Source organism: Vibrio sp. R-1, assembly GCF_035615595.1.
Taxonomy (GTDB): Bacteria; Pseudomonadota; Gammaproteobacteria; order Enterobacterales; family Vibrionaceae; genus Vibrio; species Vibrio cholerae.
This window is the reverse complement of sequence record NZ_WPDC01000118.1, coordinates 1-7,910: the sequence shown is the minus strand read 5'-3', so window position 1 is coordinate 7,910 and position 7,910 is coordinate 1. Positions and strand designations below refer to the sequence as shown.

The 7,910-nt window shown below is 48.0% G+C and carries 5 protein-coding genes; 4 read left to right on the top strand and 1 reads right to left on the bottom strand.

Annotation, left to right across the window (positions count from 1 at the left end; all coding sequences use genetic code 11):
• Positions 1 to 188: 188 nt before the first annotated feature.
• Entirely contained in the window at positions 189 to 2,078 is a 1,890-nt protein-coding gene (locus GOU96_RS16150; RefSeq protein ID WP_267782815.1) for a cyclic nucleotide-binding/CBS domain-containing protein, read from the top strand.
• A gap of 5 nt (positions 2,079 to 2,083) precedes the next feature.
• On the top strand, positions 2,084 to 2,785 hold the full coding sequence (locus GOU96_RS16145; RefSeq protein WP_267782812.1) for a 3'-5' exonuclease: 702 nt from the start codon (positions 2,084 to 2,086) through the stop codon (positions 2,783 to 2,785).
• A 130-nt stretch (positions 2,786 to 2,915) separates the two neighbouring features.
• On the opposite strand, the gene GOU96_RS16140 is transcribed toward GOU96_RS16145, so the two are convergent.
• Positions 2,916 to 4,799: a methyl-accepting chemotaxis protein gene (locus GOU96_RS16140; protein WP_267782808.1), complete on the bottom strand. Its 1,884-nt coding sequence runs from the start codon at positions 4,797 to 4,799 to the stop codon at positions 2,916 to 2,918.
• 403 nt (positions 4,800 to 5,202) lie between these two features.
• Here GOU96_RS16140 and GOU96_RS16135 point away from each other — a divergent pair, with 403 nt between their 5' ends.
• Entirely contained in the window at positions 5,203 to 6,840 is a 1,638-nt protein-coding gene (locus GOU96_RS16135; protein WP_267782804.1) for a glucan biosynthesis protein G, read from the top strand.
• A 72-nt stretch (positions 6,841 to 6,912) separates the two neighbouring features.
• On the top strand, positions 6,913 to 7,910 hold a 998-nt coding region (gene mdoH, locus GOU96_RS16130; protein ID WP_324702017.1), incomplete at its 3' end, for a glucans biosynthesis glucosyltransferase MdoH.

The following is a 7,910-nucleotide window of genomic DNA, read 5'->3' as shown; positions in this document are numbered from 1 at the left end:
ACACTATGTGATTGGGGTAAACGAACGTAGCCAACACCGCTGCAGCATCAAGTAGGAAGGGTATAGATAGACTCCTTTCCCTATCTCTGCGTGCTCCGATTAGCCCTAAGGCAATAAATTGAGGTAGTATGGTCTGCCATACCGCCAAAAACATTGCCTAACGCATGTTTGTAACGATAGGAGCCGCCATGGACGCCGAGTTAATCGAGATTCAACAATTCCTGCAACAGCATCCACCTTTTGATGCCTTACCCAACGAACGACTACCTGAAATCGCTCAACAAATTGAAATTGCCTACTTTCGTAAAGACACACCGATTATTGGCTATAAACAAGCCATCTGTGATTTATATTTGGTTCGTAGTGGGGCGGTCGAAGTCTATCGACGTCATGGTGAGCTGTACAATCGACTGACGGAAGGCAGTCTATTTGGACAAATGGGGTTATTAACGCGTAACCAAGTGTCTTTCGCGGTCACTGCAATTGAAGATACGCTGCTGTACTGTTTGCCTGAAGCGCTCTTTCACCGTTTACACCAAGAGTTTGATAGTTTTGCCGATTTTGTTGAAGTAGAGCAAGCCGTACGCTTGCGTCAAACCGTTGCTAAACAAAAAGAACAAAATGATCTTATCACCAGCAAAGTCAAACAGCTGTTAACACGTCCAGCACCAACGATAGACAAACAAGCCTCTATTCAACAGGCAGCACAGCGCATGGCAGATGAAAATGTCTCTGCGCTACTGATCCTCGATAACCAGATCCTGCTTGATACGGAAGATGACTCAACGCCCATGGTCGGCATTGTCACGGAACGAGACCTCTGCCGACGCGTCTTAGCGCAAGGTATGGATGTCACACAAACCGTCAGTCAAGTCATGACTCATGAGGTCATCTCGCTGGATCATAACGCTTACGTCTATGAAGCCATGCTCGCCATGCTACGCAATAACGTTCACCACCTCCCTGTATTAAGAGAAAGGCAGCCGATTGGTATCATCGACATGACCGACATCGTACGCCATGAGTCGCAAAACTCATTGCTTTTAGTCAGTCGTATCTACCAGCAAACTTGTATTGATGATTTGGCTCAACTCGCCAATGAAGTCAAAGCAAGCTTCGTACGTTTAGTTAACGAAGACGCCAATTCACACATGATTGGTACTGCGATGTCGACCATTGGCCGCGCTTTCACGCAGCGCATCATTGAATTAGTCGAGGCCGAGTTGGGTGCTGCGCCACTACCCTACTGTTTTGTCGCCTTTGGTTCGATGGGACGCGATGAACAGTTGATTGTGACCGATCAAGATAATGCTCTGATTTTAGATGATCGCTACGATGTGCAGCAGCATGGTGCTTATTTTGCTCAATTTGCTGAGTTGGTGTGTAGGGGATTAGACCGCTGCGGATACCCATTGTGTGATGGTGAGATCATGGCTAGCAATCCAAAATGGCGCATGACTCGCAAAGAATGGGAAACCTGCTTTGCTGACTGGATTGATAATCCCAACCCGCAAGCTCTGCTCAATGCGTCGATTTTTTTTGATCTCGATGGTGTCTATGGACGCACCAAATGGGCCGAGCAACTGTCTGGTTTTATTGTACGCCGCGCCAGACGCAATCAGCGATTTTTAGCCTGTTTGGCGCGTAATGCGCTCAATCGCACGCCGCCACTGGGCTTTTTTAAGAATTTCGTGATGGAAAAAGATGGACGCCATAACAACTCCATCAATTTGAAACGTCGCGGGACAGCACCACTGGCAGATTTGATCCGCGTACATGCCCTCGCCGCAGGTTCACGTGCTAAAAACTCGTTTGAACGTTTAGATGATGTAATTGAAGCAGAATTGCTCCCGCAAGGTAAAGGCAAAGATCTGCGTGATGCCTTGGAATTCATCGCTATGGTGCGGATTCGCCATCAAGCGATTGATGTTGAACAAGAGCGTGAGGCCGACAACAGTATCGAGCCGGAACATCTTTCGGACTTTGAACGACGCAACTTAAAAGATGCGTTTCAGATCCTCAGTAACGGACAGAATTATCTTAAGTATCGTTACCAAGCCAACCAACATTTTAAGTGAGCGCCATGTTCGACTCTGCGATTTACTGGCCCGCTCGATTTGCTCACTTAGCCCAGCAGGCTCGGCAACCCAGTTTACAACGCTTTTATGCTCAACCTCTGGTTGAAGGCTCAACACCGATTCATCAGTGCTCACTGGTTGCCCTCGATTTTGAAACAACGGGACTGAATGCCGAGCAAGATGCCATTGTGAGTATCGGTTTAGTGCCTTTTACTACTCAACGGATTTTTCTTAATCAAGCTCGGTATTGGTTAGTAAAACCCTCTCAACCGCTTGAAGAGGAGTCGATAGTGTTCCATGGGATCACGCACTCCGAGTTGCAGCATGCGCAAGCTCCAGAACAGGTGTTGAAGGAATTGCTCGAGGCGCTGAACGGCAAGATTGTCGTCGTACACTTTAGGCATATTGAACGTGAATTTTTGCGCCAGATTAGCCTGAATATATGGGGCGAGGCGATCGAGTTTCCCGTGTTGGATACATTAGAAATTGAACGTCAGTTACTGGATAAGCAACGCTCGCTATGGCAACGGATTACACGTCGACCTTTACCCTCAATACGCCTTGGGCAATCACGGATGCGTTATCACTTACCGCCTTACTCACCTCACCATGCGCTGACGGATGCCATTGCGACCGCAGAACTTTTTCAAGCGCAGTGCGCGCACTATCTCCCACCCCACACCGCCATTCAGTCTCTGTGGCTTTAGCCTCTGTGTTCTGTGGCTAAGAGCCCTATATAGGTCTTTGACCGCGAATCGAAACTCGAAACGACGAGAGGCATAAGAACGAAAAAGGAGCGCATCAGCGCTCCTTACTCTGACTTTGTCAGTGACGTCATTACAGTTTAAAACGACGGATCTCTTGTTCTAACTCATGAGACAGTTCAGACAACTCTGCAGCTTGTTCAGCAGCGGAGTGAGCTTCTTGCGCGAGATCATTTGAAACATCACGAATACCTACGGTATTGCGAGTGATCTCCGAAGTCACAGAGGCTTGCTCTTCAGCCGCTGACGCAATTTGCGTTGCCATATCACTGATACGCTCTACAGTTTTATGGATCTGCTCCAAGCTAACCGAAGCTTCATTCGCATCATCAACACTGGTGTCCGCGAGGCGACGACTGTCATCCATAATACCTACCGCTTTACCTGTGGTGGCTTGCAGCGTTTCAATCATCTGCTGGATTTCTTTGGTCGACGCGTGGGTACGTTGACTCAACACACGAACTTCATCAGCCACGACAGCAAAACCACGTCCTTGCTCACCCGCACGGGCTGCTTCAATGGCCGCATTCAGCGCCAGTAGGTTGGTCTGTTCAGCGATGTTCTGAATCGTCGACAGAATCGTACTGATTTGGTGACCATGCGCTTCCAGCTCTTGAATAACTTCGGTCGCGACTTGTACTTCTTCAGCCAAAGATTGAATCGAACGCTGCGTTTGAGTGACTTGACCCGCGCCATGGACACACGCCGTCACGGCTTCACCTGCGTTTTGCGCCGTGTGATCCGCATTACCCGCAATTTCTTGAGTGGCAGCAGCCATCTCATTGATTGCGGTAGCCACCATATTGATTTCGTCTTGTTGCAAGCGAATTCGGCTACTGCGCTCTTCCGCTTGTGCCGCCGTCACTTTCGACTGCTGCGCCAATGCGGCTGAAACATGGCTTAACTTGAGTACCATGGTGTGCATGTTGCTCACAAAGGTATTGAAGTTGCTTGCCAGTTGTCCGACTTCATCATCACTGCGAGGTTCTAAACGTTGTGTCAAATCGGCATCACCAGAGGCAATTTCCTCCAGCGCTTTCGATACACGACCCAAATCACGGAACAAGAAGCTGACGAGCCAAGAGACAATCACAACCACAATCACAGTGATCAGCAGCGCAGTAGTGATAAGGCCTGTTAACAACTCAGAATGAGAGGCGTATTCGGTATCGCTGTCCATCTGTACTGCGAAATACCAAGGTGTATCGGGTACCGCAGTGAAAAAGAAGAACTTCTCCACGCCATTCAGTTTAAGCGCAAGCAACTCACCTTGATTCGCAGCACGCTCGATAGTGCGCATGTCCAAAGCAGAAGAGAGCGTCGTCACAGGCTTCAGTAGCAAGGATTTGTCTGGATGCGCTAGGAACGAACCGTTTTGACCATCAATCAACATGGTTTGCGCATTTTTTCCTGCGTCCATGCTGATCACGTCCGCAATCAGTTGATCAATGAGAACATCTGCGCCAACCACACCACTCAAATTACCGTTAAGGCGAACAGGCTCTGCAATCGTCACAAGCAGTGCGCCGGTTATCGCATCACTGTAAGCGGTGGTGATGATCTGCTTACCCGCACTGGCTGCATCTTTATACCAAGGGCGCGTACGTGGATCGTAATCCGCACGATTACGCTCTGGATGTGAGCGGTACATCGCGCCATCAGTCGTACCGTAAAAAATATCGTCAAAACCACCCGCATTGCGCGCTTGTTGCAGATAAGGGACAACATCTTGTGCTTCAATGTGAGCATTAAACGCAGTACTAATTGATTTACGGATAGAAATCCAATCTGAGATGCCTTTAGCAGCGGTCGAAGAAATTGCGTCAGCACGAGTATAAACCGCATTGCTGGTTTGCTGTTGCAATTGACTGGCGGAAAACCAAGTCAATGCCGTCGCCATCACCATCACTGCCGATAAACTTGCGCCAATCAGTTTGTGTTTTAGTGTTAATTTCATTATGTCAAACAAAAGGTTGGAACGAAGGAGTCGCGATAGTAAACACTATTCGATTAAAGCGCACTCGTTTTGTCATTTTTTCTCACAACTTGTCACAGACCAGAATTAACCTTTTATGTTATAAGGTCTTAAACGACAAATTACTGGCTTATGCCAAACTTTTGCTCTCACACAACGTGATTTGCCTTCCAAAATCACATATAACTAAAGGATATAAGCTTATGAATAGAAAATATCTGATAAAGACAGTTCTCAACAACATATGTTGTGCATTTTTTTACAGTTCTGTTATCTTTCGCGCTTAATGAGACCTGCAATTTCCTGCGATACCGTCCGGTCAGCAAAATTGCAGTAAACTCTTAAGCTATCTTTGTATTTCACTTTGTTATCGGTTCATTTCTATATGATTCGTGTGTCCAGCGCCGTGCAACGTCATGCGCAAAAACTGATTGTACTTTTCTCCCTGCTGTTTGGGGCTTCTTTGCTGATGTCTGATAATGGTTTTGCTACAGACATTAAAAATAATAATGCCTCTTCTCCAGTGAATTCAGAATCTACTAAGCCAACAAAAGCTGGCGAAGTTAAAAATGTGGTTCGCTTTGCCAAAACGGGAGCGTTTGATAACGACACCGTTGTTCGCCTAGCTCGCCAACTGGCGAAAAAGCCTTATGTTGCCTTAAAAGATCCGCTACCAGAGAGTTTGGCCAATATCAGTTATGATGAGTACCGCGATATTCGTTTTAAACCCGACAATGCAGTGTGGAAAGCAGATGGCCTACCATACCAAATGCAACTATTCCATCGCGGTTTCTTCTTCCAAGATCTGATTGAAATTGCACTTGTTGAAGGCAATAAAGCCACACATTTAAGCTACGATCCGAATATGTTCACCGCTGGCGAAGTTCTACAACAAAACCTGCCTACTGAAGATATCGGTTATAGCGGTCTTCGTGTGCATTACCCTCTCAACAGCCCATCCTATTTTGATGAACTGTTTGTATTCCAAGGAGCAAGCTACTTCCGTGCTCTGGGTAAAGGCAATGCGTATGGCTTGTCTGCGCGTGGCTTGGCCATCAAAACTGCCGATCCAACGGGTGAAGAGTTCCCTATTTTCCGTGCCTTCTGGGTGGAAAAGCCAAACTACGACACTAACTTGATTGTGGTTCATGCCCTGCTGGATAGTCCAAGCGTGTCTGGTGCGTATCGTTTCTCTATTCGTCCAGGAGAAAATACTCGTATGGACGTTGAGGCGGTACTCTTCCCACGCGTGGAGTTAAGCAAAGTTGGTCTAGCTCCGGCAACCAGTATGTTCATGCATTCGCCAAATGGCCGTGAGAAGACTGATGATTTCCGTCCTTCTGTGCATGATTCTGATGGTTTATTGATGATCAACGGACGTGGTGAACGTTTGTGGCGTCCATTGGCTAACCCTAGCACACTGCAAGTGAGCGCCTTTATGGACAACTCACCGCAAGGCTTTGGTTTGATGCAGCGTGAGCGCGATTACGCCAACTACCAAGATTTGGAAGCCCATTACGAAAAACGTCCAAGTCTGTGGGTTGAACCAGTCGGTAACTGGGGTCCTGGTGCTGTCGTGTTGACAGAAATTCCAACTCAGTCAGAAATTCACGACAACATTGTCGCCTTCTGGAAGCCAGCACAACCTCTTGCCGCAGGCAGTGAATATCGTTTCTCTTATCACCTCAACTGGGGTGCGCAACCAGAAGCGAATCCACAAGCGATCACTGTAAGCCGTACTGCGAGTGGACGTGCCGATATTGCCAAACCAACGCCAAAACGTTTGTTCGTGATTGATTACCAAGTCCAAGGTGCCAAGCCTGCACAGATGCCAGAACCGAAAGTGCGCAGCAATGCTGGGGTAATCAGTAACGTTGTACTGCGTGATAACCCTGCCAATAATGGCTATCGCCTCTCATTTGAATTTGATCCAGGCGAAGTGACACTGGCTGAATTACGTGCAGAGCTCACTTTGCAAGAAGCGCGTCCTGTAGAAACTTGGTTGTATCGTTGGACCCTGTAGTAAGTACTCGGATTTTTTATGACAAACCCAATGGTTGAACAAGGAGCCTCCCAGTTAATGGGAGGCTCTGCCATGCCACCAGAACAACACGGCGAAATGCCGGAACAAAATCTTAAACGACTGAGTGAAGGTTTTCCGCGTGACGCCATTCAAACGGGTGGAGTTAAATCCTGCTCGTGGCGACGTGTGTTTGTGGTTGGTTTTGCTTTACTCATTTCTGCTTTTGCCATCTTTGAAATGCGCGGCGTATTTTTGGTCGGTGGACTAACGCCTATCGAATACGCGGTACTGGTTCTCTTTGCTATCAACTTCTGTTGGATTGCCTTAGCCTTCTCAAGCTCGATTGCCGGATTTTTTGTTCTCGCGAGTCGCAAACCTGCCCCCAATACAGAGCAACCCCTAACGACACGTACCGCAATTTTGATGCCGACTTACAACGAGGCACCCGATCGTGTCTTTGCCGCAGTAGAAACCATGGCTTTGGCTCTAGCGAAAACTGAACACGGACATGCCTTCGATTGGTTTATTCTCAGTGACACCACCGATCCTGAAGTGGCGTTATCTGAAGAGCAAGCCTTCTGGTTGCTGCGTCAACAAACCGCAGGCAAAGCTAACGTCTATTACCGCCGCCGTCGTAAAAATATTGCGCGCAAAGCGGGTAATATTGCCGATTTCTGCCGTCGTTGGGGCTCGGGGTACGACCACTTATTAGTATTGGATGCCGATAGTGTGATGCAGCCAAGTACTATGATTTCATTGGCTCAACGGATGCAAAGTGACCCAGATGCTGGATTGATTCAAACCATTCCGGCGCTGATCAATGGCACGACTCTCATGGCTCGTGTGCAGCAGTTTGCCGCTCGCATCTATGGTCCAGTGGTCGGTACTGGTCTGGCTTGGTGGGTACAAAAGGAAGGTAACTTCTGGGGTCACAACGCGATTATTCGTACGGAAGCCTTTATGAGTGCCGCAGGCCTCCCGCATTTATCTGGAAGACCGCCTTTTGGTGGACATATCCTCAGTCACGATTTCGTGGAAGCCGCTTTAATTCGTCGCGCAGGTTGGAGTGT